Source organism: Streptomyces sp. MJM8645 (assembly GCF_001625365.1).
Classification (GTDB): Bacteria; Actinomycetota; Actinomycetes; order Streptomycetales; family Streptomycetaceae; genus Kitasatospora.
On the sequence record NZ_LJJF01000001.1, the window covers coordinates 6,247,410 to 6,271,995 of the forward strand.

A 24,586-nucleotide genomic window follows, 5' to 3' on the forward strand; every position below is an offset into this window, starting at 1 on the left:
ATCGCCGTCGGAGGCACGGCGCACGCCGAACCGGTCTCGGTGCCGGAGCTGCTGGCCCGCAGCCGCACGCTCTGCACCCCGCCGCTACGGTCCGCCGTCGCCCGTTTGGCCGCACCGATGGACACCGTCGCCGCGTACCACTTCGGCTGGATCGACCGGGACGGCACCCCGGCCAAGGGCGACGGCGGCAAGGCCGTGCGCCCCGCCCTGGCCCTGCTCTCCGCCCGGGCCACCGGCGCCGCCGCCGAGGTCGGCGTGCCGGGCGGGGTCGCGGTTGAACTGGTGCACAACTTCTCCCTGCTCCATGATGATCTGATGGACGGTGACGAGACCCGACGGCACCGGGCCACCGCCTGGACGGTCTTCGGTCCGGCCCAGGCGATCCTGGCCGGCGACGCCCTGGCGACGCTCGGCACGGAGGTGCTGCTCGACGCCGCGGTGACCGGCGGTACGAGCCCCACCGACGCCGCACGCGCCGTCCGGCTGCTCACCACGGCGACCCGCCGACTGATCGACGGCCAGGCCATGGACGTCGCCTTCGAACAGCGCGACAGCGTCACCGTCGCCGAGTGCCTGGAGATGGAGGGCGGCAAGACCGCGGCGCTGCTGGCGGCCGCCTCGGCGATCGGCGCCGTCCTGGCCGGGGCCGACGACAAGGTCTCCGAACCGCTCCAGCGTTACGGCCACCACCTGGGCCTGGCTTTCCAGGCGGTGGACGACCTGCTCGGCATCTGGGGCGCCACCGAGGTCACCGGCAAGCCGCACTGGGGCGATCTGCGCCAGCGCAAGAAGTCCCTGCCGGTCGCCGCCGCGCTGGCCGAGGGCGGCGCGGCCTCGCGCCGGCTCGCCGAGCAGCTGGCCGACCCGAAGGGCCGCGGCGAGGAGGGCGAGCCCGAGCTCGCCGCCCGGGCCGCGCTGATCGAGGAGGCCGGCGGCCGCGCCTGGACCCAGGAGGAAGCCCGCCGCCAGCACACGACTGCCCTCGCCGCCCTGGACGAGGTGCCCATGTCCGACGAGGTGCGCGAGCACTTCGTCGCACTCGCCGAATTCGTGGTGGTACGAGAGAGGTGACGTTACGTTGACAGCAACCGCGGACGGCCGGCTCGACCCTGAGTACGATTCCGAGCCGGTCGCGGTGGGCGACCGCCCCCCGACCCTCCTGGGCGCCGGGCGGTGGCAGCCCGAAGACACCGACCAGCTCCGGCCGGCCGGTGAGGCGGACCTCGGAGCGGCCGACGCGCGGGAGGCACTGGCCCGCGCCACCACCCACCTGCTCTCGCTGCAGAGCTCCGAGGGCTGGTGGAAGGGCGACCTGGAGACCAACGTCACCATGGACGCCGAGGACTTACTGCTGCGGCAGTTCCTCGGGATCCGGACCGAGGACCAGACCAAGGCCACCGCCGAATGGATCCGGTCCCAGCAGCGGGAGGACGGCACCTGGGCCACCTTCCACGGCGGGCCGGCCGAACTGTCCACCACCGTCGAGGCGTACGTCGCCCTCAAACTCGCCGGCGACGACCCCGAGGCCCCGCACATGGTGGCCGCCGCGCGGTACGTCCGCTCCGCCGGGGGCATCGCGGCCGCCAGGGTCTTCACCCGGATCTGGCTCGCGCTCTTCGGCTGGTGGCCCTGGGAACGGCTCCCCGAGATGCCGCCCGAGATCATCTTCCTGCCCAAGTGGCTGCCGCTGAACATCTACGCCTTCGGGTGCTGGGCCCGCCAGACCATCGTCCCGCTGACCGTCGTCTCGGCCCACCGCCCCGTCCGTCCGGCGCCCTTCCCGCTCACCGAGCTGCACACCGACCCGGACCACCCCTACCCCGACCGGCCGCTCGCCCCCGCCACCAGCTGGGACGGCCTCTTCGAGCGCCTCGACAAGGTCCTGCACGCCTACCACCACCGCGCCCTGCGCCCGCTGCGCCGGCTCGCCGTCTCCCAGGCCTGCCGCTGGATCGTCGAACGGCAGGAGGCCGACGGCTGCTGGGGTGGCATCCAGCCGCCCGCCGTGTACTCGCTGATCGCCCTGCACCTGGAGGGCTACGAGCTGGAGCACCCGGTGATGCAGGCCGGACTCTCCTCCTTCGACCGCTTCACCGTGCACACCGAGGACGGCCGGCGCTGGCTGGAGGCCTGCCAGTCCCCGGTCTGGGACACCTGCCTGGCCACCATCGCGCTGGTCGACGCCGGGCTGCCGGCCGACCACCCGGCGCTGGTCTCGGCCGTCGACTGGATGCTCGGCGAGGAGATCCGCAAGGACGGCGACTGGTCCGTCCAGCGGCCCACGCTGGCCCCCGGCGGCTGGGCCTTCGAGTTCGAGAACGACACCTACCCCGACATCGACGACACCGCCGAGGTGGTGCTCGCGCTGGGCCGGGTCGACCACCCCGACCCGGCCAAGGTCGATGCGGCGATGGACCGCGGCGTGCTCTGGAACCTCGGCATGCAGTCCAAGAACGGCGCCTGGGGCGCCTTCGACGTCGACAACACCAGCACGCTGCCCAACAAGCTGCCGTTCTGCGACTTCGGCGAAGTGGTCGACCCGCCGTCCGCCGACGTCACCGCCCACGTGGTGGAGATGCTCGCCGAGACCGGCCGGGCCCGCGACCGGCGCACCCGGCGCGGCGTCGAGTGGCTGCTGCACAACCAGGAGGCGGACGGCTCCTGGTTCGGCCGCTGGGGCACCAACTACATCTACGGCACCGGCTCGGTGCTGCCCGCCCTGGTCGCGGCCGGCGTCCCGGACGAGCACCCGGCGATCCGGCGCGCCGTCCGCTGGCTGGAGGACCGGCAGAACACCGACGGCGGCTGGGGCGAGGACATGCGCTCCTACGAGGACCCGGCCCGCTGGGCCGGGCGCGGCGACTCCACCGCCTCGCAGACCGCATGGGCGCTGATGGCGCTGCTCGCGGCCGGCGAGGGCCCGGACGGCCGGGCCAACCCGGCGGTGGAACACGGCGTGGACTGGCTGGTGCGCACCCAACTGCCCGAGGGCACCTGGGACGAGCCGCAGTTCACCGGTACCGGCTTCCCGTGGGACTTCTCCATCAACTACCACCTGTACCGGCTGGTCTTCCCGGTCACCGCGCTCGGCCGCTACCTGCACGGCAGCCCCGCCCTCGGCCGCCGCAACGGCGACACCCCGGCGATCGGGGCGGCGCGGTGACCACCGCCCCGCTGCTGGTGCTCTGCGCGCTGGGCCCCGAGGTCTGGGCGCTGCGCGGTGGCGACTGGCGCGGTGCGGCCGGCGGGCCGCCGGTGCTGGTGCGCACCGGCATGGGCCGGCGGCGGGCCGCGCTGACCGTCCGCCGGTTGCTCGGCTCCGCCCCCGGCGGCTACGGCGCGGTCGTGGTGGCCGGCTTCGGCGCCGCGGTCGGCCCGGGCGTGCTGCCGGGCGACATCGTGGTCGCCGACGGCGTGCGCGACGCGGAGGGGCACCTGTACCCCGTCGACTCCGGGCCGGAGCTCGCCAGGGCCCTCAAGGAACTCGGCCTGACCGCGCACGCCGGGGTGCACCACACCGCCGACCACGTCGTCCGCGGCCTCGAACGGCGCGCCCTGCACCTCCAGGGCGCGCTCGCCGTCGACATGGAGGCCGCCGCCGTGCTGGCCGCGCTGCGGGAACGGCGGCCGACGCTGCCCGCCGCCGTCCTGCGGGTGGTCGTGGACACCCCCGAGCGCGAACTGCTGCGGCCCGGCACCCTCCCGGCCGGGGTGCGTGCCTGGCGGACCCTGCGGGCGGCGGTGCCCGCCCTGGTCGACTGGTACCGGCAGGAGTCCCGGCCCGGCCCCGCGGACCTGAACCACCCCACATCCTCGACGCTCCCCCAGGAGGCGAGCTAGCCATGGCCATGCCGTTGCGCCAGACCGTGCGGGTCGGCACCTACCTCATGCAGCAGAAGCTGCTCAAGCGCCGGGACAAGTTCCCACTGATCGTCGAACTGGAGCCGCTGTTCGCCTGCAACCTCGCCTGTGAGGGCTGTGGCAAGATCCAGCACCCGGCGGGTGTGCTGAAGCAGCGCATGCCGGTGGCCCAGGCGGTCGGCGCGGTCCTGGAGTCGGGTGCCCCGATGGTCTCGATCGCCGGCGGCGAGCCGCTGATGCACCCGCAGATCGACGAGATCGTCCGCCAGCTCGTCGAGCGCCGCAAGTACGTCTTCCTCTGCACCAACGCGCTGCTGATGCGCAAGAAGATGGACAAGTTCAAGCCCTCGCCGTACTTCACCTTCGCCGTGCACATCGACGGCATGCGCGAGCGGCACGACGAGTCGGTGGCCAAGGAGGGCACCTTCGACGAGGCGGTGGCGGCGATCAAGGAGGCCAAGCGGCGCGGCTTCCGGGTCACCACCAACAGCACCTTCTTCAACACCGACACCCCGCAGACCATCATCGAGGTGCTGGACTTCCTCAACGACGAGCTCAAGGTCGACGAGATGATGATCTCCCCGGCCTACGCCTACGAGAAGGCCCCCGACCAGGAGCACTTCCTCGGCGTCGACCAGACCCGGGAGCTCTTCCGCAAGGCCTTCGCCGGCGGCAACCGGAGCCGCTGGCGGCTCAACCACAGCCCGCTCTTCCTGGACTTCCTGGAGGGCAAGGCCGACTTCGAGTGCACCCCCTGGGGCATCCCCAACTACTCGCTGTTCGGCTGGCAGCGGCCCTGCTACCTGATGGCCGACGGCTACGTGCCCACCTACCGCGAACTCGTCGAGAAGACCGACTGGAGCAAGTACGGCCGCGGCAAGGACCCGCGCTGCGCCAACTGCATGGCGCACTGCGGCTACGAGCCGACCGCCGTACTCGCCACCATGGGCTCGCTCAAGGAGTCGCTGCGCGCCATCACCGAGACCATCGGCGCCAACCGCGGCCACTGAGCCGGTCGTTCGACCGCGCCACCGCTCCCGAGGACACCCCGTCCGGCCCGGGCCCCGCGCCCGGGCCGGCCCCGCCCCCGCCGGGCGGCGGCACCACCGCGCCACTCCGAGTCGTGAGGTGTACCCATGTCACTGCTCTCCAGCGTCACGTCACCGGCCGAACTGCGAAAGCTTCCGGCGGCCGAACTCCCGCTGCTCGCCGACGAGATCCGCGCGTTCCTGATCGACGCCGTCACCCGCACCGGCGGCCACCTCGGGCCCAATCTCGGCGTGGTCGAGCTGACCATCGCCCTGCACCGGGTCTTCGACTCCCCGTACGACCGGATCGTCTTCGACACCGGCCACCAGAGCTACGTCCACAAACTGCTCACCGGCCGCCAGGACTTCTCCCGGCTGCGGATGAAGGGCGGGCTCTCCGGCTACCCCTCGCGCGGCGAATCCGAACACGACCTGGTCGAGAACTCGCACGCCTCCACCGCCCTGTCCTACGCCGACGGCCTCGCCAAGGCCGCCGGACTGCTCGGCCAGCACGACCGGCACACCGTCGCGGTGATCGGCGACGGCGCGCTCACCGGCGGGCTCGCCTGGGAGGCGCTCAACAACATCGCCGAGGCCCGCGACCGGCCGCTGGTCATCGTCGTCAACGACAACGAGCGCTCCTACGCCAAGACCATCGGCGGCCTCGCCAACCACCTGGCCACCCTGCGCACCACCCAGGGGTACGAACGCTTCCTCGCCCTCGGCAAGGGCGCGCTGCAGCGCACCCCGCTCGTCGGCCAGCCGATCTTCGACGCGCTGCACGGGGCCAAGAAGGGCTTCAAGGACGCCTTCGCGCCCCAGGGCATGTTCGAGGACCTCGGGCTGAAGTACCTCGGGCCGATCGACGGCCACGACCTCGGCGCCGTCGAACAGGCGCTGCGCCAGGCGCGCAACTTCGGCGGCCCCGTCATCGTGCACTGCCTCACCGTCAAGGGGCGCGGCTACCGGCCCGCCGAACAGGACGAGGCCGACCGCTTCCACGCCGTCAACCCGATCGACCCGTACACCTGCCTGCCGATCTCGCCCAGCGGCGGAGTCTCCTGGACCTCGGTGTTCGGCGACGAACTGGTCGCGCTCGGCGCCGAGCGGCCCGACCTGGTGGCGATCACCGCGGCGATGCTCCAACCGGTCGGCCTGGCCCGCTTCGCCAAGGCCTTCCCGGACCGCACCTTCGATGTCGGCATCGCCGAGCAGCACGCCGTCACCTCCGCCGCCGGCCTCGCCACCGGCGGCCTGCACCCGGTCGTCGCCGTCTACGCGACCTTCCTGAACCGGGCCTTCGACCAGGTCCTGATGGACGTCGCCCTGCACCGGCTCGGCGTCACCTTCGTCCTCGACCGCTCCGGGGTCACCGGCAGCGACGGCGCCTCGCACAACGGCATGTGGGACATGTCGATCCTCCAGGTCGTCCCGGGCCTCAGGCTCGCCGCCCCGCGCGACGCCGAACAGCTGCGGGCCCAGCTGCGCGAGGCCGTCGAGGTCGAGGACGCCCCCACCGTGGTCCGCTTCCCCAAGGCCACCATCGGGCCCGCCGTGCCGGCCGTCGAACGGATCGGCGGGATGGACGTCCTGCTGCGCACCGGCCGGCCGTCGGAGATCCTCCTGGTCGCGGTCGGCACCACCGCCGCCGCCTGCCTGGACGCCGCCCGGCTGCTGCTCGCCGAGGGCTTCACCGCGACCGTCGTCGACCCCCGCTGGGTCAAACCGGTCGACCCGGCCCTGCCGGAACTGGCCGCCGCCCACCGGCTGGTCGTCACCGTCGAGGACAACGGCCGCACCGGTGGCGTCGGCGCCGCCGTCGCCCAGGCGCTGCGCGACGCCGACGTGGACGTACCGGTGCGGGTGCTCGGCCTGCCGCAGGAGTTCCTCGGCCACGCCGCGCGCGGGGAGATCCTGGAGGAGACCGGCCTGACCGGCACCGGAGTCGCCGCCCAGACCGCCGTCTTCGCCAAGAACCTGCTACCGAACCGAGGAGCGAACCAGCGCCATGCCGGCTGACCCCGACCGCACCGCCGCCAGCTTCGACCTCGCCGCGCTGATCGCCGAACGCGGCGCCGAGCGGTACGAGCTGCACGGCCGCCACCTCAACCCGCAGCTGCCGCGCATGCTGCACACCATCGGCTTCGACAAGTACTACGAGCGCGCCAAGGGCCCGTACTTCTACGACGCCGAGGGCAACGAGTACCTCGACATGCTGGCCGGCTTCGGCATCTTCGCGCTGGGCCGCCACCACCCGGTCGTGCGATCGGCGATCCAGCAGGTGATGGACCTCGACCTGCCGGACCTGGTCCGCTTCGACTGCTCGCCGCTGCCCGGGCTGCTCGCCGAGCGACTGCTCTCGTACGCGCCCGGGCTGGACCGGGTGTTCTTCGGCAACAGCGGCACCGAGGCGGTGGAGACCGCGCTCAAGTTCGCCCGGTACGCCACCGGCCGCAGGCGCGTCCTGTACGCCGACCACGCCTTCCACGGGCTGACCACCGGCTCGCTCTCCGTCAACGGGGAGAGCGGTTTCCGCAAGGGCTTCGACCCGCTGCTGCCGGACACCGCCATCCCGCTCGGCGACCTCGGCGCGCTGGCCAGGGAGCTGAAGCACGGCGACGTCGCCGCCCTGATCGTCGAGCCGATCCAGGGCAAGGGCGTCCTGGCGCCGCCGCCCGGCTGGCTGCGTGCCGCGCAGGCCCTGCTGCATGAGCACAGGGCGCTGCTGATCTGCGACGAGGTGCAGACCGGGATCGGCCGTACCGGCGAGTTCTTCGCCTACCAGCACGAGGAGGGCGTGCTGCCCGACCTGGTCTGCGTGGCCAAGGCGCTCTCCGGCGGCTACGTGCCGGTCGGGGCGACGCTCGGCAAGAGCTGGATCTTCGAGAAGGTGTACTCCTCGATGGACCGGGTGCTGGTGCACTCGGCCAGCTTCGGTGCCAACGCCCAGGCGATGGCGGCCGGACTGGCGACCCTGGAGGTGATGCGCGAGGAGAAGGTGGTGGAGAACGCGCGTCAGGTCGGCGATCAGTTGCGCGAGCGGCTGGCCGCACTGGTCGACCGGTACGAGCTGCTCGCCGAGGTGCGCGGCCGGGGTCTGATGATCGGCATCGAGTTCGGCCGACCCAAGTCGCTCAAGCTGCGCACCGGCTGGACGGCCCTGCAAGCGGCGCGCAAGGGGCTGTTCGCCCAGATGGTGGTCGTCCCGCTGCTCCAGCGGCACCGGATCCTGACCCAGGTGTCCGGGGACCACCTGGAGGTGATCAAGCTGATCCCGCCGCTGATCATCACGGAGCGCGACGTCGACCGGTTCGTGGACGCCTTCACCGACATCATGGATGACGCGCACCGGGGGAGCGGGCTGATGTGGGACTTCGGGCGGACGCTGGTGAAGCAGGCGGTCGGCAGCCGCTGAGCTGGTTCTGGGCGGGTGCTCGGCGGCGGTGCGGGAGTGTTGCGGGAGTGGGAAGTCGGCCGGGCCGACTTCCCACTCCGTGGGAGACACCGTGTCAGAGCTCGGTCCGGCGGCGCCGGATGACCACGACGAGATCGACGGTGGCGAACAGGGTGAGCAGGCCGCAGGCGATGGCGAAGCCGGTGAGGGTCCCCTGGCTGGGGGCGCCGTTGGCGGGGGAGGCCGCCGCCCAGATCGCGAAGCCCGCCGTCGCGAGCGCGAACAGCGGCGTGAAGGTGAGCGACAGCAGGTAGCGGAGCTTGAGATCGCTGCGGGCGGTGGCCGGCTCGGTGCCGCTGCGCCACGGCCGTCGCGGAGTGGTGGTGCGCATGGCCGTTCACCTCCGGGCCGCGCGGGTGGGGGCTACGATTCCAGCGTACGTCCGTGGGGGAGAGCGGGGGAGACGCGATGACGGGGTCGGACGCGGCGGCGGACGCCGAGGGCTACGCGGGGCTGCGGATCGAACGGGCCCGGGAGCTGGCCCGGCGGCACGGCTGGGCCTCGGTCCGGGTGCTGGAGCCGGGGGCGATGATGACCATGGACCACCGTGAGGGCCGGCTCAACCTCGCGGTGCGCGACGGCGTGGTCGAGCGTAGCTGGGAGGGGTAGGGCCGCCCTCCCGGTGGTCGACCTTTCCGGCGGCCGGGGTGGCCGGTGGCCGCGGTGGTCGTGGCGTGCGGGCTCAGGGGCCCGGCCGACGGGCCAACCGCTGTTCGGCGGCGACGACCAGCGGCTCCAGCAGCGGCAGCGAGAGCAGTACCAGCAGTCCGGCGGCCCAGCCGGCCAACACGTCGGTGACCCAGTGGGTGCCCAGGTAGAGCGTGGTCAGGCCGATCGAGCAGGCGGTGGCGGCGGCGATCACCGCGCCGGTGCGCCGCCAGCGGACCGCGAGGTAGGCGAGCACGCCCCAGGTGACGACCGCGTTGGCGGTGTGACCGGAGGGGAAGATGGTGCCGCCGGAGAACAGTTCGGGCGAGCCGACGTACTGGGCGTAGTGCGGGCCGAGCCGGCCGGTGACGATCTTGACCGCGCCGACCGTGACGTTGAGCAGCAGCAGCGCGACGGCCATCACCAGCAGCGGGCGCAGCCGGCCCAGCCGGTGCGCGCGCCAGCCGAGCCAGACGAAGGCGGCGATGGCGGAGGGGCCGCGTTGCCCGGCGACCACCCAGGTGTCGAGCAGCGGTTCCAGGCTGGGCCAGCGTTCGTAGGGGCGGAACAGCCGGACCGACCAGTCGAGGTCGACCAGGGCCGTGTTGAGCAGGACACCGGCCAGGACCAGCAGGTAGGCGACGCAGGTCACGGCGAGCAGGGCGGCCTGTCGGCGGCCCATCGGCGGCCAGCCGGGCTCGCGGCGGTGGGCTCGTTCGGGGCTCGGGCGCTCGCGGTGGGTGGTGGTGAGCTGCTCCGGCCCCTGGTTCGGATAGGGCGCGGGGGTACTCGGGGCTTGCACGGGGGTGACCTTACCCATCCGGCCGGGGCTATTCCGGAGGGATTTGTCATTTTCCCGTGAAATCGACAATTGGCGGGGAGAGGTCCGCCCGGGGAGTGATTTCCGCGATTCTCGGATCGAATGCCAGTGTGGTGTTCGAATGATTCTGCAAAAGCCCCGGTAAAGAAAGCGGAGTGGGAGGCCGGCGCGGCCGGCTTCCCACTCCGTGGTAACCCTGTGTAGGTTCCGTGCTCAGTCGAGGGGGCCGCCCGCGACGTAGATCACCTGCCCGGAGACGAAGCCGGCGCCCTCGCTCGCGAGGAAGGAGATGGTGTGGGCGACGTCCTCAGGCAGACCGACCCGCTGGACCGGGATCTGGGAGGCCGCAGCCCGCTTGAAGTCTTCGAAGTCCATGCCGACCCGGGCTGCGGTGGCCGCGGTCATGTCGGTGGCGATGAAGCCGGGGGCCACGGCGTTGGCGGTGATGCCGAACTTGCCCAGCTCAATGGCCAAAGTCTTGGTGAAGCCTTGCAGACCGGCCTTGGCGGCCGAGTAGTTGGCCTGGCCGCGGTTGCCCTGGGCGGACGAGGAGGACAGGTTGACGATGCGGCCGAAACCGGCGTCCACCATGTGCTTCTGCACCGCGCGGGTCATCAGGAAGGCCCCGCGCAGATGGACGTTCATGACCGTGTCCCAGTCGGACTCGGACATCTTGAAGAGCAGGTTGTCGCGGAGCACGCCCGCGTTGTTGACCAGCACCACGGGGGCGCCGAGCTCGGCGGCCACCCGGTCGACGGCGGCCTGCACCTGGTCGGCGTCCGAGACGTCGGCGCCCACGGCCAGGGCCCGGCCGCCGGCCGCGGTGATCCGGTCGACGGTGTCCTTCCCGGCGGTCTCGTCCAGGTCGAGGACGGCCACGGCGTAGCCGTCGGAGGCCAGTTGCACGGCGGTGGCGGCGCCCAGGCCGCGGGCGGCGCCGGTGACGACGGCGACCCGGGGGGCGGTGCTCTGCTCGGTCATGCTCGCTCTCGTCTCTCTCGGGGTGGTCTCCGCGGGGAGCGCCCCGGGGAGGGTGGCCACACCCTACCCGCGAGTAGGGAGGGCGAACAGGGTCGGAGAGTCGCGGGTGACGGTCGGTAAGGACCGACCGGTCGGCTTTCTACTGAGAACGGGTTACCGAGAGGGCGTGGCGGGCGCGTAAATATGCCAATGTTGCCGAACCTGCGTCTACTATCCGCCCCTGCCTGCCAGCAAGGGCCCGCCGTTTGTATAGTGTCCGCCAGCAGCCACCGGCTGCACGGCTGGAGCGCCCTCCCTCATAGCTGGACGCCCACTCGCCGTTACTGCCCCACCCGGGTGTCCCACACACACCGGGTGTGACATCGGGACGGATACATGGTGCTGGGGGAGATCCCGACGACCCGCGTGTCCGCGCGACTGCAACAGTCGCCCGGACACCTGATTCGCGTTGCACAGCAGGTTCACACCAGGCTGTGGTCCGAGCATGTCGGAGCCGATCTCACGGCTCCGCAGTTCGCCGTCCTGCTGGTCCTGGCCCTCGAACCGGGTGCCGACCAGCGGACGGTCGGCGAGCGAGCCTCGCTGGACAAGGCGACGATGGCGGAGATGGTCGCGCGGCTGGTCCGCCGCGGCTTGGTGCTGCGAAGGCGTGACCCGGCCGACGGCCGGCGAAAACTGCTCGCTCTCTCGCAGAGCGGTGCCCAGGCGGTGCGTGAGGCCACCGGCGGTGTGGTCCGCGTGCAGCGCACCCTGTTCGAGCCGCTGACGGCGGAGGAGCAGGTGGAGATCGTGCGGGTGATGGCCAAGATAGCCAGGCTGGAGCCCGCCGCGGTCGCCGTGTTCTCCGACACACGGCCGATACTGGACGCGCAGCGGGCGATCGGCTACCTGATCAGGGTGGGCCAGCAGGTGCACACCAAACTCTGGTCGGAGCACGTCGGTGCGGAGCTGACGGCTCCGCAGTACGCGGTGCTGGACGCGCTCGAACTGGAACCGGGCGCCGACCAGCGCACGGTCGGTGAGCTGGCCTCGCTGGACAAGGCGACGATGGCCGAGATGGTGAGCCGGCTGGTGCGCCGTGGTCTGGTGCAGCGCCGGCGCGACCCCTCGGACGGGCGCCGCAACCTGCTGTCGCTCTCGCCGGCGGGCCAGGACCTGCTGCACCGTTCGACGGCCGGCGTGGCCGAGGTCCAGCGGCTGTTGCTCGCCCCGCTGGACGAGAGTGAGCACGGGCCCGCGCTGGCGCTCCTCGGCAAGGCGGCGCGGCTCTAGAAGGATCCTTTGAGCGCCAGCCAAAACGATTCGCCAACGTACGGAAGGCCTGGTGTGCCGAAGGCTTGAGGCGTTGACGGCTCAAGGCGTTGATGACTCAAGCCGTTGACGGCTCAAGGTGCTGGTGGCCTGACGTGCCAGAGGCCGCTGCTCGTCGGCGCTGGTGGATCGTGGCACACCGAAGACCGCCCACCCCTGCAGGGGTGGGCGGTCGTTCGACATGACCGCTCGTCAGAGAAGTCGGACGGCGGGTGCCGTCAGTTCCAGTCGAACTCCTGCGGGTCCGGACCGATCCGCGTGCCGGTGGCGACACCGGCGATCGCGGCGAGGTCCTCGGCGTCCAGCTCGAAGCCGGCGACGTCCAGGTTCTCCCGGATGCGGGCCGGGGTGACCGACTTCGGGATCGCGATCACGCCGCTCTGCAGGTGCCAGCGGAGCACCACCTGGGCGACCGTGCGGCCGTGCTTCTCGGCGATCTTCGCCAGCGCCGGCTCGGCGAGCAGCTCCTTGCCCTGGCCCAGCGGGCTCCAGGCCTCGGTGGCGATGCCGTGCTGGGCGTGGAAGGCGCGCAGCTCGGTCTGCGGGAAGTACGGGTGCAGCTCGACCTGGTTCAGCACCGGGACGACCGAGGTCTCGTCGAGCAGTCGGGTGAGCTGCTCGGGCCCGAAGTTGGAGACGCCGACCGACTTGACCCGGCCGTCCGCCTTCAGCTGCTCGAAGGCCTTCCAGACGTTCAGGTAGCTGCCGTGCTTCGGGCGCGGCCAGTGGATCAGGTAGAGGTCGACGTAGTCGAGGCCGAGCTTGGCCAGCGACGCGTCGAACTCGCGCAGGACGGCGTCGCGGCCCTGCTCGCCGGACCAGTCGCGGGTGCCCGAGTTCCACAGCTTGGTGGTGATGTAGAGGTCCTCGCGGGCGACGCCGCCGGCCAGGGCCTCGGTGATCGCCTGGCCGGTGCCGGCCTCGTTCTCGTAGATGGCCGCGGTGTCGATGGAGCGGTAGCCCGCCTCGATCGCGGTGCGGACGGCGGCCGTGGCCTCGTCGTCCGGGACCTGCCACACGCCGAATCCGAGCTGCGGGATCTGCGCGCCGTCGTTCAACGTGACGTTGGGGATGTTGCTCACGGGAAGGGGTGCCCTCCTGGTTGTCCGTCTGATTCCAGAAGGGGGCAACTGGGACCCGGGCGGGATTGTTCCCGCCGTTCGGGGGAATCTTGCGGGGCCGGAGGCCCGATCCGGCGGAGATCCGGGGGCCGGGCGGCGAAAAAACCTGTTGCGCAGATCACATCGGGGTTGGCAGGCTCGTGGCCATGACCTCCTGAGATCCGGGCCCTTCGTGCCCTTCCCGCCCCCGTCCGGCCGTCCCGTCCGGCGGTCCCGTTCGGCGCCGCCCCGGACGCGCCGATGCCGCCGGGGCGAGGCGCCGCGCTGTCGCCCGCCGCCGCCCGTCTTCCGCTGTTCGCGCGAGTCGGGCCCGCCGTGCCGCGAGACCCGTGCCTCCGGCTCGTGACCTTCTCCCGGCGTGCCCGCTCACGCCTGCTCGCGCCCTCCAGCACCTCCAGGACCTCCAGCACCGTCCCGCACCCTCCTGTATCGGAGTGTCATGCTGCTCACCCCCCTGCCGTTGGCCGACCCCGGTAGTCCCGATCTCTCCTCGCCCCCGGCCTTCCTGCGCTGGCTCCAGCGCGGCCAGCGGCGCGGGCAGGTGCTCGCCACCTGCTGGGCGCTGTTGGAGATGGGCGGCCAGGCGGCGCTGCCGATAGCGCTCGGGTGGGGCGTGCAGGCCGCTGTCGACGGCGAGGCCGCCGGGATCTGGCGGGCCGGCGCCCTCGCGGTGGCGCTCGCCGTGCTGTCCGCGCTCGGTGCTGTGCTGCTGCACCGGCAGGCGATCTGGAACTGGATCCACGCGGCGTGCCACGTGAAGCAGTTGGTGGCCCGGCAGGCCTCTCACCTGGGCGCCGGGCTGTCCCGCCGGATCGCCACGGGAGAGGTCGTCGCGGTCGGCAGCGGGGACGTCGAGCGGATCGGCTGGTACGTCGAACTCGTCGCCCGGGTCCGGGCCGCGGTGATCGTCTGGCTGGCCGTCAGCTCGGCCGTGCTGGTCGTCGAACCGGTGCTCGGGGTCGGGGTGCTGCTCGGCGTCCCGGTGCTGGCGGCCGCCGTCTGGCCGCTGATCGGGCCGTTCGAGCGGCGGTACGAGCAGCAGCGCACGCTCGGCGGCAAGGCCACCGAGCTGGCCGCCGACACCGTGGCGGGGCTGCGGGTGCTGCGCGGCATCGGCGGCGAGGAACTGTTCCTCGACCGGTACCGGGCCGCCTCCCAGAAGGTCCGGGCCGCGGCCGTCCGATCGGCCCGGATCTGGTCGCTGATGCAGGCCCAACAGGTCCTGCTGCCAGGCCTGTTCGTGATCGGGGTGACGTGGTACGGCGCCCGGCAGGCGGCCGCGGGCGAGCTCGCCGTCGGCACCCTGATCGCCGTGTACGGCGCCACCGCCTTCCTCGCGGCGCCGCTGCGGATCCTCGGCGAGGCCGCGCACGCCTGGAGCGTCGCCCGGGTCTCCGCCGGGCGTGCCGTCCGGGTGCTCTCGCTCAGCCGCAGCAGCGGCGTGGCCGAGGCCTCGCTGAACAAGTCGGGGAACGCCGACCTGTTCGACCCGGCGACCGGGCTGACCGCGCGGGCCGGGGAGCTGACCGCGGTCGTCTGTGGGGACCCGGACTTCGCCGGGGCGCTCGCCGGGCGGCTCGGCGGGCACGTCCCGGCCGCCGAGGACGAGCCGGAGCAGCCCTCCGTCCGGCTCGGCGGGACGGAGCTGGACGCGGTGCCGCTGGCCGAGGCCAGGGCGGCGGTGCTGGTCCACGACAAGGAGCCGGTGCTGCTCTCCGGCACCCTGGCCGGGCTGTTCGACATCCCGTCCTCGGGGCGGGTCTCGGTGGCCGAGGCGCTGGCCGCCGCCCGGTCCGACGACGTGCTGGAGGCCCTGGTGGACGGCTCGCCGGAGTGTGCGGGCGACGCGATGCTCGCCCGGATCACCGAGCGCGGGCGCTCGCTGTCCGGCGGGCAGCGCCAGCGGCTCGCCCTGGCCCGCGCGCTGCTGGCCGACCCGCCGGTCCTCGTCCTGGACGAGCCGACCAGCGCGGTGGACGCCCACACCGAGTCCAGGATCGCCACCGGACTGCGGGACACCCGGGCGGGGCGCACCACCGTGGTCTTCGCGACCAGCCCGCTGCTGCTCGACCAAGCCGACCGGGTGGTGCTGCTGCGCGACGGCCGGGTGGCCGTGGCCGGGCGGCACCGCGACCTGATGCGGACCGAGCCGGCCTACCGGGCCGTGGTCACCCGCGAAGAGGAGCCGGCACCGGTGGGGGAGCCGGTATGAGCGGCCGCGTGGGCACCCGCGCCGTCCGCCCCGCCCGACCCGCCGCATACCTGAGGAGCACGCCATGAAGCCCCCCGTCCATGAGGAGCAGGGGCCGGCCACCACCCTGCCGGTCGGCTCACCGGCCGCCGTGCGCGCCTACCTGCGCCTGCTCGCCCGGCGCCACCGCCGAGGGTTCTCCGCGGTGGTGTCGCTGCACTCGGTGGCCACCGTGGCCGGGCTGGTCGGCCCCTGGGTGCTCGGCAGCCTGGTCGAGTCGCTGGCCACCGGCACCGCCGAGGCCACCATCGCGGTCGCGGTCGGCTGGTACCTGCTGGCGCTGGTGGTGCAGTCCGCCTTCACCGGCTGGTCCCGGATGCGCGGTGCCGTCCTCGGCGAGCGGGTGCTGGCCGACCTGCGCGAGGACTTCCTGGTCCGCTCGGTCGCGCTGCCCACCGGCGTGCTGGAGCGGGCCGGCACCGGGGACCTGGTCTCCCGGGGCACCACGGACGTCGACCGGCTGGACAAGTCGGTGCGCGAGGCCGTGCCCGAACTCGCCGTCGCCATCGTGTCGTTGCTGCTGGTGATCGGCGCCCTGCTGGTCACCTCGCCGCTGCTCGCGCTCACCTCGCTGATCGGCCTGCCGCTGCTGCTGGTCAGCTCCCGCTGGTACTTCAAGCGCGCGCCGCAGTCCTACCGCAACGAGTCGGCCGGGTACGCCGCGGTGAACACCGTGCTGGCCGAGACGGTGGACGCCGGGCGGACGGTGGAGGCGCTGCGCCTGGGCGACCAGCGGATCGCCCTGACGGACCGCAAGCTGGGCGAGTGGCTCGCCTGGGAGCGCTACACCCTGTGGCTGCGCTCGGTCTGGTTCCCGACCATCGACGCGGTCTACTCCTCGGCGGTGCTGGCCACCCTGCTGCTCGGCGGGCTGTTCACCCTCAAGGGGTGGATCACCGTCGGCCAGTTGACCACAGGAGTGCTGTACGCGCAGATGCTGACCGGCCCGGTCGACCTGATCCTGCGCTGGTACGACGAGCTGCAGATCGGCCAGGCCTCGCTGGCCCGGCTGGTCGGCGTCCGCGAGGTGCCGGAGCACGAGGGCGACGAGTCCAGCCACCCGGACGGCCGCCGGGTCGAGGCCCGGGACGTCCGGTTCGGCTACCGCGAGGGCGCCGACGTCCTGCACGGCATCAGCCTGGACGTCGCGCCGGGCAGCCGGGTCGCGCTGGTCGGACCGTCCGGGGCGGGCAAGTCCACGCTGGGGCGGCTGCTGGCCGGGATCTACGCCCCCGGGCGCGGCAGCGTGACGCTCGGCGGGGCGGCGCTGGCGCGGATGCCGGCCGAGCGGGTGCGGGCGGAGGTCGCCCTGGTGAACCAGGAGCACCACGTCTTCGTCGGCACCCTGCGGGACAACCTGCGGCTGGCCGCGCCCGGGGCCGAGGACACCGAACTGCGCTCCGCGCTGGACGCGGTGGACGCCGGCGGCTGGGTGGACGCGCTGCCGCACGGCCTCGACACCGAGGTCGGCTCCGGCGGCACCGCGCTGACCCCGCCGCAGGCCCAGCAGCTGGCGCTGGCCCGGCTGGTGCTGGCCGATCCGCACACCCTGGTGCTGGACGAGGCCACCTCGCTGCTGGACCCGCGCGCCGCCCGGCACCTGGAGCGCTCGCTCGCCCGGGTGCTGGAGGGCCGCACGGTGATCGCCATCGCCCACCGGCTGCACACCGCGCACGACGCGGACGTGATCGCGGTGGTCGAGGGCGGCCGGATCAGCGAGTACGGCAGCCACCCGGAGCTGGTCGCGGCCGGCGGCCCGTACGCGGCGCTCTGGCGCTCCTGGCGGGACGAGCGGTAGCGGGCCGGCGCCGTCGAACCCGTACGGCGCCGTTGACCCGTACGGCATTTCAAACCCGCACGGGGCCTGATTGCCCCGTGCGGGTTACTCCCTCGCCCATCAGGGCGTGTAACCGGGCAAATCGGAGCCCCGGCCCGCAGACTGCTCCGGTGACCAAGATTTCGGACGGCTCGTCCGGCTCCAAACGCAGCGAGATCGCTGGGATCCCCACCCGGTACATCGGGATCGGCGTCATCGTCGTCCTCGCCGTGTGGTTCCTGTTCGCGAACCTCGACAGGGTGAAGATCCAGTTCTGGGTGTTCACCGTCACCGCGCCGCTCTGGATCGCACTGCTCGCCACGCTGCTCGCCGGCGGCGCGCTGGGCTGGCTGCTGAAGGGGCGTCGCGGCCGGTGACCAGCGCTCCCGGGCCGGCCGAGGCGGGGCCGTCGGCCTTCACGCCGCTGATCGAGGTGCGCGGCGTCAACAAGCACTTCGGGGACCTGCACGTCCTCCAGGACATCGAGCTGACCGTGGGCCGCGGCGAGGTCGTCGTGGTCATCGGACCGTCCGGCTCCGGCAAGTCGACGCTCTGCCGGGCGATCAACCGCCTGGAGCCGATCGAGGACGGCACCATCCTGATCGACGGCGAGCCGCTGCCCGAGGAGGGCAAGGGGCTGGCCCGGCTGCGCGCCGAGGTCGGCATGGTGTTCCAGTCCTTCAACCTGTTCGCGCACAAGACCGTGCTGCAGAACGTCTCGCTCGCGCAGATCAAGGTCCGCGGCCGGCCCCGGGCGGAGGCGGACGCCAAGTCCCGCGCCCTGCTGGAGCGGGTCGGGCTGGAGGCGCACGCCGACAAGTACCCGGCCCAGCTCTCCGGTGGCCAGCAGCAGCGGGTGGCGATCGCCCGGGCGCTGGCGATGGACCCGAAGGCGCTGCTGTTCGACGAGCCGACCTCGGCGCTCGACCCCGAGATGATCAACGAGGTGCTGGACGTCATGCGCCAGCTCGCCCACGAGGGCATGACGATGGTCGTGGTCACCCACGAGATGGGCTTCGCCCGGGCCTCCGCCAACCGGGTGGTCTTCATGGCCGACGGCCGGATCGTCGAGGACCGCGCCCCGGAGGACTTCTTCAACGCTCCGGAGAGCGAGCGCGCCCGGGACTTCCTGTCCAAGATCCTGAAGCACTGAGGCGGCGCCGTGACGAGGAAGACCACCGCCGCCCGGGGCCGGACGGCGCTCGCCGCCGTCCTGCTGCTCGCCGTGCTGGCCGCCGGCTGCGGCAAGCCCGGCACCCCGCCGCCCAAGGGCCCGCAGGCGAGTGCGCTGCCCAGCTACCAGGTGCGCGACGCCGCCTCCATCACCGGCTCGCCGACCCTGGACGCCGCCCGGAGCCGGGGTCACCTGGTGGTCGGCGCCAAGGAGGACCAGCCGTACCTGGGCGAGAAGAACCCGGCCACCGGCGTGTACTCCGGCTTCGACATCGAGATCGCCAAGATGGTCGGCGCCTACCTGGGCTTTCCGCCGGACCGGATCGAGTTCAAGACCATCGCCTCGGCCAACCGCGAGACCGCGCTGCAGAACGGCCAGGTGGACTTCTACGTCGGCACCTACACCATCAACGACAACCGGAAGAAGCTGGTCGGCTTCGCCGGACCGTACTTCATCGCCGGGCAGTCGCTGCTGGTGCGCAGGAACGACAACACCATCCACGGCCCGCAGGACCTGGACGGCAAGAAGGTCTGCTCGGCGGCCGGCTCGACCCCGTACCAGCGCATCCAGTCGCAGTTCCCGAAGGCGAAGCTGATCGGCTACGACACCTACTCGGCCTGCGTGGACAACCTGATCACCGGCCAGGTCGACGCCGTCACCACGGACAACGCGATCCTGCTGGGCTACGCGGCCAAGGCGCCGGACGAGCTCAAGGTGGTCGGCCCGCTGTTCTCCCAGGAGCCGTACGGGATCGGCACCCCGAAGAACGACACCGTGCTGCGCCTGGCCCTGGACGACGCGCTGGCGCAGAACGAGCAGAACGGCGACTGGAAGAAGGCCTACGACGCGACCCTGGGCCTGTCCGGGGAGCCGGCGCCCACACCGCCGCCGATCGACCGGTACTGAGAGGGCCGCGCCGTGAAAACGCTGACCGACAACTGGTCGACCTACTGGGAGGGCTTCCTCGGCACGCTCTCGCTGTTCGCGGTGAGCGCCGTGCTGTCGCTGGTGCTGGGAGTGATGATCGCGGGCTTCCGGGTCTCGCCGGTCCGGCCGCTGCGGGTGTTCGGGACGGCGTGGGTGACGCTGCTGCGCAACACGCCGCTGACCCTGCTGTTCTTCATCGTGGTGCTGGGCCTGCCGCGCTTCAACATCACGCTGCCGTTCTTCGTCTTCGCGGTGGCCGCGCTCGGCTGCTACACCTCGGCCTTCGTCTGCGAGGCGATGCGCTCGGGCATCAACACCGTGCCGGTGGGGCAGGGGGAGGCGGCGCGCAGCCTGGGCATGAGCTTCGGGCAGACGATGAGCGTGGTGGTCATGCCGCAGGCGTACCGGTCGGTGGTCGCGCCGATCGGCAGTGTGATGATCGCGCTGGCGAAGAACACGGCGATCGCCGGCTCGTTCAGCGTCACCGAACTGCTCGGCACCTACCGGACGATCAACGAGCTGGGCTACAGCATCATCTGGACCTTCGTCTGGATCGCCGTCGGCTACCTGATCATCACCCTGGCCGTCAGCGCCGTCTTCAACCTGCTGGAACGACGAGTGGCGGTGTCGCGATGACCGTTGGATCCTCGGCGCTGTACGACATCCCCGGTCCGAAGGCGCTCGCCCGCCACCGGCTGTACGGCGGGATCGCGCTGCTGCTGATCGCGGCGCTGATCGGCTGGATCGTCTACATGCTCTTCCACACCCACCAGTTCACGTACCAGAAGTGGATGCCCTTCGAGTACCGGGGCGTCCAGGACCTGCTGCTGAGCGGGCTCGGCAACACCCTCAAGGCCTTCGGCTGGACGGTGCTGTTCGCGCTGCCCTTCGGCGCGCTGTTCGCGGCGGGGCGACTGTCCGACCACAAGGTGGTGCGGGTGCTCTCCACGGTGGTGGTGGAGTTCTTCCGGGCCATGCCGCTGCTGGTGATGATCTTCTTCGTCTTCGTCGCGCTCAAGGTGCAGCCGCTGTGGGCGCTGGTGGCCGGGCTGGTGCTGTACAACGGCTCGGTGCTGGCCGAGGTCTTCCGGGCCGGCGTGCTCGCGGTGCCCAAGGGGCAGCGCGAGGCGGCCTACGCGCTCGGCCTGCGCAAGACCCAGGTGATGACGTACGTGCTGGTGCCGCAGGCCAACCGGGCCATGCTGCCGGCCATCATCAGCCAGCTGGTGGTCGCGCTCAAGGACACCTCGCTGGGCTTCCTGATCACCTACGAGGAGTTCCTGCACGCGGGCAAGCTGATCGCCACCAACCTCGACTACGACCTGCCGTTCATCCCCGTGGTGATCGTGATCGCGCCGATCTACATCGGCATGTGCCTGCTGCTCTCCTGGCTCGCCCGCTGGGTCGAGCGCCGCAGCCGGCGCAGCCCGAGCATGCGGGGCGGGGCGCCGGTGGTCAAGGCCGGGGTGGCGATGGGGCTGCCGCCGTCCGCGCAGCAGTGAGAAGGCTGGTTCGATCCTGAACCATAGGTGCGGGTGGGGATAGAGCGGGCACCTCCAATTTCCTCTTATGATTGCGGAGGCTCGACGACGACGACCGGGGGAGGGGCCATGGAGCCGGTATTCGACTCACGGCACATCAGGACGTTCCACGAGGTCGTCAGAGCAGGCTCCTACTCGGCCGCCGCCCGCGAGCTCGGCTACACCCAGCCCGCCATCACCCAGCAGATGAAGGCGCTCGAACGCACCGTCGGCGTCGCGCTGTTCACCCGGGCCGGGCGCGGACTGCGGCTCACCGAGGCGGGCGAGGCGCTGTCCCGGCACGCCGAACTGATCCTCGGCAGCCTCTCCGCCGCCCAGCAGCAGCTCGCCGCGCTCGCCCGGCTGCGGGCCGGGCGGGTGCGGGTCTGCGCCTTCCCCAGCGCCAACGCCACTCTGATACCCGAGGCGATGGCCCGGCTGCTCGCCGAACACCCCGGTGTGCGGGTCGAGCTGCTGGAGGCCGAACCGCCGGACTCCGTCCAGCGACTGCTGCGCGGGGAGTGCGACATCGCGCTGGCCTTCCGCTACCCCGGCGGCGCGACCGAGGTGCCCGACGGGCTGGACGAGATCCCGCTGATGGAGGACCTGCTCACCGTACTGCTGCCGGTCGGACACCCGCTCGGCCGTCGGCACGCCGTTCGGCTCGTCGACCTCGACGGCGAGCGCTGGATCGCCGGGTGCCCGCGCTGCCGGGCCAACCTGCTGAACGTCTGCGCGGAGGAGGGCTTCGCGCCGGACATCGTGTTCTCCACGGACGACAACCTCGCGGTCCAGAGCCTGGTCGCCGCCGGGGTCGGGATCGCGCTGATGCCCGCGCTGGTGCTCTCCTTCATGTGCCACCGCAAGGTCACCGGGCGGGCCGTCGAACCGCACCTGCGCCGGCAGGTGAGCGCGTACGTGCTGCGCGAGCACCGGCGGATACCGGCCACCGGGCTGGTGCTGGACCATCTGCGGCGGGCGGCGGCCAGCCGGATCGGGTGCTGACCGGATCGGGTGCTGAGTCGTGGCTCCGGTGGGTGCTCGCCGGGGCGATTCATAAGCTGAAGTTGGGGGGAAGCTTAAGAACCATCGTTGGACGTGATGGGTCGGTGCAGCCGAACCTGCTGGCATGACACCCCCAGCCACGGTCGGCAGCGACCGGCTCACCGAGCGGATGACCGCCCTGATCGGCGAGATCCGTGCCGTCGTGGACCGCGGACTGCCCCCGGAACTCACCGCCTACCTGGTCGGCGAACGCCTCGCCCCGCACCTGCACGCCGACCCCGACGGGCCCGACGCGCTGCTCACCCCCGCCCAGTGCGAGGGCGACCCGAAGCGCTACCGCCAGCACGTCCTGCACGCCGAGGAGGACGGCGGCTTCTCCGTCGTCGCCCTGGTCTGGCTGCCCGGCCAGCAGACCCCGATCCACGACCACGTCTCCTGGTGCGTGGCCGGCGTCCACCAGGGCCAGGAGAGCGAGACCCGCTACCGGCTGGTCTCCGACGGCCGCACCGCCCACCTCGTCGAGACCGAGCACGTCGCCGGCCCGGCCGGCACCGTCGCGGCCTTCGCCCCGCCCGGTGACATCCACCTGGTGCGCAACGCCTGCAACAGCACCGCCATCTCCATCCACGTGTACGGCGCGGACGTCTCGCGGCTCGGCACCAGCATCCGGCGCGTCTACCGGCTGCCCGCCGACCAGCAGCAGTGAGGGCGGCGTGGCACTGACCCTCCGGGAGCGCGCCACGCGCACCCGCTCACTGCCCCCGCTCGGCGGGGACGCCCCCGGCCTGCTGCTCGCGGCGGCCGGGGTGGCCGCCGCGATCGCCGTCCACGCGGCCGTGCCCGCCGTGCCCAAGCTCACCGCCGCCGTCGTGCTCGGCATGGCGGCGGCCCACCTGCCCGGGCTGCGCCCGGTGGTGCGCGGGGTGGCCCGGCCAGGGCTGTCCATGGCCGGCAAGCGGCTGATGCGGCTCGGGATCGTCCTGCTCGGGCTCAAGCTCAGCCTGGACGACGTGCTCGGCCTCGGCTGGGCCACCGTCGCCATGGTGCTCGCGGTGGTCGCGGCCACCTTCACCGGCACGCTCTGGCTCGGCCGACGGCTCGGCCTGCCGGGCGACCAGCCGCTGCTGGTCGCCACCGGGTACTCCATCTGCGGCGCCTCGGCGATCGGCGCGGTCAGCCAGGCGGCCGGCAGCGAGGAGGAGGACGTCGCCGCCTCGGTGGCCCTGGTCACCCTGTGCGGGACGCTGGCCATCGCCGTGCTGCCGCTGCTCCAGCAGCCGTTCGGGCTGGGCGACGTGGAGTTCGGGCGGTGGGTCGGCGCGAGCGTGCACGACGTCGGGCAGGTGGTCGCCACCGCGCAGACCGGCGGGGCGGGCGCGCTGCGGGAGGCCGTCCTGGTCAAGCTGATGCGGGTGGTGCTGCTGGCGCCGCTGGTCGCCGGGATGGCCATCGCGGTGCGGCGCCGGGCGCGACGGGGCGGGGCGGCCGTCGTCGGGGCGGACCAGGAGTCGGGGGAAGACCCTGCGAAGAACCCGGTCAAGACCGGCAGCCGCCCGCCGATCGTCCCGCTGTTCGTGGCGGGGTTCCTCGCGATGATCGTGCTGCGGACCACCGGGGTGCTTCCGGAGCGGGCGCTCACCCTCGCCGGGGACGCCCAGGAACTGCTGCTGGCCGCCGCACTGTTCGGTCTCGGCAGCGCCGTGCACCTGCCGACCATGGTCCGCACCGGCGGGCGGCTCGCCCTGCTCGGGCTCGGCTCCTGGGTGGTCGTCGCGGGCGTCTCCTACGCCGGGGTGCTGGTCACGACGTGACGGGCGCAGGGGCGGACTCGGCTATTGTCGGCGGGTACTCGTCCGCCGGGACGCTCCTGCACCCGAGTCCGCTGAGGAAGCCGCATGTCCACCGCACTGCCCGAACGGGACGCTCACGAGGCCGTCGTCACGCTCGACCGGCGGGACGGCCCGTTCGGCGAGGTGGTACTGCGCCGGCGCGGTCGGCACTTCGAGATCATCGCCAACGGCTGCTTCCTGATGGACACCGCCGACGGCCGTTCCGAACGCCTGCTGATCCAGGCGGCGTTGGACGAACTGGACCGCACCGGCGCCCCCGCAGAGCCCTCGGTGCTGATCGGAGGCCTCGGCGTCGGCTTCTCGCTGGCGTACGCGGCGGCCGAGCCGCGCTGGGGGCGGATCGCCATCGTCGAGCGCGAGACCGCCATCATCGACTGGCACCGGAACGGGCCGCTCGGCGCCTTCTCCGGCGGCGCGCTGGAGGACCAGCGGGTCCAGGTCCTCCACACCGACCTGCTGGAGTACCTGGCGGCGGCCGACGGCGAGCGCTACGACGCGCTGTGCCTCGACATCGACAACGGCCCGGACTGGACCGTCACCGACTCCAACGCCGGGCTGTACGGCGCCGACGGGCTCGCGGTGCTCTGGCACCGGCTGCAGCCGGGCGGGGTACTGGCGGTGTGGAGCGCCCAGCCCTCCGCTGACTTCGAGGAGGCGCTGCGGGCGGTGGGCTTCTCCGACGTCGTCACGCACGAGATCCCGGTCAGCCGCGGCGTGCCGGACGTGGTCCACCTGGCCCGGCGCGCGGGCTGACGGCGCAGGGCCTCGCCAACCCTCCTGCTGCGTCCGGGCGTTGTCCGTGGCAGCGGCCAACTGCCG

General features: G+C 72.5%; 23 protein-coding genes. 19 read left to right on the plus strand and 4 right to left on the minus strand.

Annotated elements, in window-relative coordinates; genetic code table 11:
* The 6 genes from A6F73_RS26615 (at position 1) to A6F73_RS26640 (ending at position 8,304) form a co-directional block, all read left to right on the plus strand.
* On the plus strand, positions 1 to 1,071 hold the full coding sequence (locus tag A6F73_RS26615) for a polyprenyl synthetase family protein (protein WP_063351559.1): 1,071 nt from the start codon (positions 1 to 3) through the stop codon (positions 1,069 to 1,071).
* A gap of 7 nt (positions 1,072 to 1,078) precedes the next feature.
* Positions 1,079 to 3,163: a squalene--hopene cyclase gene (gene shc / locus A6F73_RS26620; protein WP_244293508.1), complete on the plus strand. Its 2,085-nt coding sequence runs from the start codon at positions 1,079 to 1,081 to the stop codon at positions 3,161 to 3,163.
* A complete protein-coding gene (locus A6F73_RS26625) occupies positions 3,160 to 3,840 on the plus strand; it encodes a hypothetical protein (RefSeq protein ID WP_063350099.1) in 681 nt (226 codons plus the stop codon). Before shc ends, A6F73_RS26625 begins: the two co-directional genes overlap by 4 nt.
* Before the next feature lie 2 nt (positions 3,841 to 3,842).
* Entirely contained in the window at positions 3,843 to 4,871 is a 1,029-nt protein-coding gene (hpnH, locus tag A6F73_RS26630) for an adenosyl-hopene transferase HpnH (RefSeq protein WP_063350100.1), read from the plus strand.
* A gap of 126 nt (positions 4,872 to 4,997) precedes the next feature.
* Positions 4,998 to 6,908, plus strand: coding sequence for a 1-deoxy-D-xylulose-5-phosphate synthase (gene dxs, locus A6F73_RS26635; RefSeq protein ID WP_063350101.1), 1,911 nt, complete (start codon positions 4,998 to 5,000; stop codon positions 6,906 to 6,908).
* Entirely contained in the window at positions 6,898 to 8,304 is a 1,407-nt protein-coding gene (locus tag A6F73_RS26640) for an aspartate aminotransferase family protein (RefSeq protein WP_063350102.1), read from the plus strand. Before dxs ends, A6F73_RS26640 begins: the two co-directional genes overlap by 11 nt.
* Before the next feature lie 94 nt (positions 8,305 to 8,398).
* Here A6F73_RS26640 and A6F73_RS26645 read toward each other — a convergent pair whose 3' ends face one another.
* Positions 8,399 to 8,674: a DUF6343 family protein gene (locus A6F73_RS26645; protein ID WP_063350103.1), complete on the minus strand. Its 276-nt coding sequence runs from the start codon at positions 8,672 to 8,674 to the stop codon at positions 8,399 to 8,401.
* Positions 8,675 to 8,751: 77 nt separating this feature from the next.
* On the opposite strand from A6F73_RS26645, the gene A6F73_RS26650 reads away from it, so the two are divergent.
* Positions 8,752 to 8,952 (plus strand): I78 family peptidase inhibitor, encoded by a 201-nt coding sequence (locus tag A6F73_RS26650; protein WP_063350104.1) that lies wholly within the window; start codon positions 8,752 to 8,754, stop codon positions 8,950 to 8,952.
* A gap of 73 nt (positions 8,953 to 9,025) precedes the next feature.
* On the opposite strand, the gene A6F73_RS26655 is transcribed toward A6F73_RS26650, so the two are convergent.
* Together A6F73_RS26655 and fabG are read right to left on the minus strand one after the other, a co-directional pair.
* Positions 9,026 to 9,793 (minus strand): phosphatase PAP2 family protein, encoded by a 768-nt coding sequence (locus A6F73_RS26655; RefSeq protein ID WP_244293509.1) that lies wholly within the window; start codon positions 9,791 to 9,793, stop codon positions 9,026 to 9,028.
* 231 nt (positions 9,794 to 10,024) lie between these two features.
* Positions 10,025 to 10,792, minus strand: coding sequence for a 3-oxoacyl-ACP reductase FabG (fabG, locus tag A6F73_RS26660; protein ID WP_063350105.1), 768 nt, complete (start codon positions 10,790 to 10,792; stop codon positions 10,025 to 10,027).
* Between the two features lie 375 nt (positions 10,793 to 11,167).
* Between fabG and A6F73_RS43375 the strand changes: the two genes are divergently transcribed.
* Positions 11,168 to 12,064 (plus strand): MarR family transcriptional regulator, encoded by an 897-nt coding sequence (locus A6F73_RS43375; protein ID WP_244293510.1) that lies wholly within the window; start codon positions 11,168 to 11,170, stop codon positions 12,062 to 12,064.
* A gap of 257 nt (positions 12,065 to 12,321) precedes the next feature.
* On the opposite strand, the gene A6F73_RS26670 is transcribed toward A6F73_RS43375, so the two are convergent.
* A complete protein-coding gene (locus A6F73_RS26670; protein WP_063350106.1) occupies positions 12,322 to 13,185 on the minus strand; it encodes an aldo/keto reductase in 864 nt (287 codons plus the stop codon).
* A gap of 478 nt (positions 13,186 to 13,663) precedes the next feature.
* Here A6F73_RS26670 and A6F73_RS26675 point away from each other — a divergent pair, with 478 nt between their 5' ends.
* The 11 genes from A6F73_RS26675 to A6F73_RS26725 all read left to right on the plus strand — a co-directional run bounded on the left by A6F73_RS26675 (position 13,664) and on the right by A6F73_RS26725 (position 24,520).
* On the plus strand, positions 13,664 to 15,436 hold the full coding sequence (locus tag A6F73_RS26675) for an ABC transporter ATP-binding protein (RefSeq protein WP_063350107.1): 1,773 nt from the start codon (positions 13,664 to 13,666) through the stop codon (positions 15,434 to 15,436).
* 64 nt (positions 15,437 to 15,500) lie between these two features.
* Positions 15,501 to 17,273 carry an ABC transporter ATP-binding protein gene (locus tag A6F73_RS26680; RefSeq protein ID WP_063350108.1) on the plus strand — a complete coding sequence of 591 codons (1,773 nt, stop codon included), beginning with the start codon at positions 15,501 to 15,503 and terminating at the stop codon, positions 17,271 to 17,273.
* A gap of 149 nt (positions 17,274 to 17,422) precedes the next feature.
* Positions 17,423 to 17,668, plus strand: a complete 246-nt coding sequence (locus tag A6F73_RS26685; RefSeq protein ID WP_079136036.1) for a LapA family protein — start codon at positions 17,423 to 17,425, stop codon at positions 17,666 to 17,668.
* Between the two features lie 47 nt (positions 17,669 to 17,715).
* Complete coding sequence (locus tag A6F73_RS26690; protein ID WP_063351563.1) at positions 17,716 to 18,444, plus strand: amino acid ABC transporter ATP-binding protein; 729 nt, start codon at positions 17,716 to 17,718, stop codon at positions 18,442 to 18,444.
* 9 nt (positions 18,445 to 18,453) lie between these two features.
* Positions 18,454 to 19,371 carry a glutamate ABC transporter substrate-binding protein gene (locus A6F73_RS26695; RefSeq protein ID WP_063350109.1) on the plus strand — a complete coding sequence of 306 codons (918 nt, stop codon included), beginning with the start codon at positions 18,454 to 18,456 and terminating at the stop codon, positions 19,369 to 19,371.
* A gap of 12 nt (positions 19,372 to 19,383) precedes the next feature.
* Positions 19,384 to 20,028, plus strand: coding sequence for an amino acid ABC transporter permease (locus A6F73_RS26700; RefSeq protein WP_063350110.1), 645 nt, complete (start codon positions 19,384 to 19,386; stop codon positions 20,026 to 20,028).
* Entirely contained in the window at positions 20,025 to 20,894 is an 870-nt protein-coding gene (locus A6F73_RS26705) for an amino acid ABC transporter permease (RefSeq protein WP_063350111.1), read from the plus strand. The genes A6F73_RS26700 and A6F73_RS26705 overlap by 4 nt, the downstream gene beginning before the upstream one ends.
* Before the next feature lie 108 nt (positions 20,895 to 21,002).
* Positions 21,003 to 21,917: a LysR family transcriptional regulator gene (locus tag A6F73_RS26710; RefSeq protein ID WP_063350112.1), complete on the plus strand. Its 915-nt coding sequence runs from the start codon at positions 21,003 to 21,005 to the stop codon at positions 21,915 to 21,917.
* 124 nt (positions 21,918 to 22,041) lie between these two features.
* Positions 22,042 to 22,623: a cysteine dioxygenase family protein gene (locus A6F73_RS26715; RefSeq protein WP_063350113.1), complete on the plus strand. Its 582-nt coding sequence runs from the start codon at positions 22,042 to 22,044 to the stop codon at positions 22,621 to 22,623.
* A gap of 13 nt (positions 22,624 to 22,636) precedes the next feature.
* Positions 22,637 to 23,728, plus strand: coding sequence for a putative sulfate exporter family transporter (locus tag A6F73_RS26720; protein ID WP_063351564.1), 1,092 nt, complete (start codon positions 22,637 to 22,639; stop codon positions 23,726 to 23,728).
* Between the two features lie 84 nt (positions 23,729 to 23,812).
* Positions 23,813 to 24,520 (plus strand): hypothetical protein, encoded by a 708-nt coding sequence (locus tag A6F73_RS26725; RefSeq protein ID WP_063350114.1) that lies wholly within the window; start codon positions 23,813 to 23,815, stop codon positions 24,518 to 24,520.
* The last annotated feature ends 66 nt before the right edge of the window (positions 24,521 to 24,586 follow it).